The sequence below is a fragment of the Endozoicomonas sp. SESOKO2 genome (assembly GCF_024606245.1).
GTDB lineage: Bacteria > Pseudomonadota > Gammaproteobacteria > Pseudomonadales > Endozoicomonadaceae > Endozoicomonas_A.
In genome coordinates this window covers 1-1,723 of record NZ_JAHHPQ010000706.1, presented here as the reverse complement: position 1 = coordinate 1,723, position 1,723 = coordinate 1, and the positions used below count along the sequence as shown (strand labels likewise).

Below are 1,723 nucleotides of genomic sequence, written 5' to 3'. Positions count from 1 at the left end.
CGTCTGGCGTTTCGGCGAATTGAATTGACTGAAGAGAGAAATTACTTTTCGGGTATGGGAGCGCCAAGACCCTTCACTCTCGCCCTGCCGGGAGGAATGGCGCCCACCGGGCGCGTGCCAGAAGCTTATGGTAAATGGATGGTTGGCATTTTTGATCCACAATGCCTGTATGTCTATAAACGTAATGCAGGGACTTGTTCGCTGGCGATGATGCTGCCTGAGCTAACTCCGGAAAACAGGTTAGTAAAACTTCTGCCTGATCTGCAATCAGTGCTTGATAGATATTTTGAGCGCGGCAATCAACTCATCTGGAAAGTTTATCCTGCTCGTTTCACCTCGGGACATCTGAATGCGGATGGGACGTTCTGTTTACCAGAATTGAAACCCGGCTATCATTCCACGGATGATGATTTCCCGGAGCTGGTGCTCACCCATTACAAAAAGCAGGACGTCAAATGCTTTTGCGTTTACAACGATGCAGAAATAAATGTTTCCGATATCCTGCGGGACAAGCGTCAGTGTGAAAAGGTATTGAGGCTTAAACCCTTACCTCTGGTTGTTTATTGCAACCGCACAGGTTCTGTAGAGGTTTATTATGATGATGAGCTGGACAGTCAATACCTGAGTATGAATGAGCGTTCGCTGAATGATTTTGCGTTCTCACAGGGCGTAGCCCCAGACCATTTCAGAGCCATGTTGAATCTGCTGCCTATGTCTGTGCGGGCAGAGGCACTGAGTTCGGAACGAACCACCACAGCAGATCCAGATGCCAGGCACAAACTGCAACAGGCCATTGACCTGGTCAATGAACCCGGCTCTTACGACTGCGAGAGGCTTCTGGACTTAAAACAAAGAGGCTTGCCAATTCACCAGCGTTTTTTTCATGAACGAGGTGTTGACTCTCTGCTTGAGATCTTGCTGTGCTCCGCAATGATCAGAAACGATCAGCCAGAACACGAGCAAACTCGCGAACAGGAGGAGGAAACCTGCCGCTTATGTTGGCTGCTTCTGAAGAGCGGAGCACAGCTGGCGAGGGATTTTTCACCCCTTGTCATGATGTGTAACACCTTAAATCCGGTAATGCCACCAGGCATAATGAATTATTTGGTGGCTGCCTTTGCTCCATTTGATGTTCTAACCCTGAAACATCTCAGGAGAATACCTTTAACCGATTGCCCGGGAAGCGTCGTAGAATTTGACCGAATCTGCCGGGAATGCACTCCACAGAAACTGCAGAGCTGTCTGGAAGAGTTATTACGTTATCCGTGTAGTTTTAATTCTCCGACTCTTGACATCATCCAGTCTAAATTACTGGCTCTTTATCACTACGGGGCTTCTCTGGACAAAAACGTTCTGAACCGTTTCGAAGCCGATGTGAAGCATCAATACCCTAACGGCAAGAAGATTATTAATAACTTTTCTTTGAATGATTATATCCGATGGCTTAATCAACTCTATGAGCAAAGGGAAACACATCCTTTCTACCAGAATTGGCCAAAGTATGTTCGGCAAGCTCATCAGGACATCGCAGATCTGAGACGATCTCTCGGTCTGGACGATTCTCAAAACCTGGAGACACCATCGTCAGCTGAGGCACCAGCAGCTTTACAATTTATGGTGGACACCTTCAGCAAACCACCAGCCATGCCAGAAAATGTCGGCGATAATGAAAAAACCATCCTGAAGGTACTGCAGCATTATTACCGCCGTCCGGGACCGGAGC

General features: G+C 47.8%; 1 protein-coding gene. It reads left to right on the top strand.

Annotation, left to right across the window (positions count from 1 at the left end):
• A partial coding sequence (locus KDK17_RS16985) for a hypothetical protein (RefSeq protein ID WP_257288624.1) occupies positions 1-1,723 on the top strand: 1,723 nt, incomplete at both ends.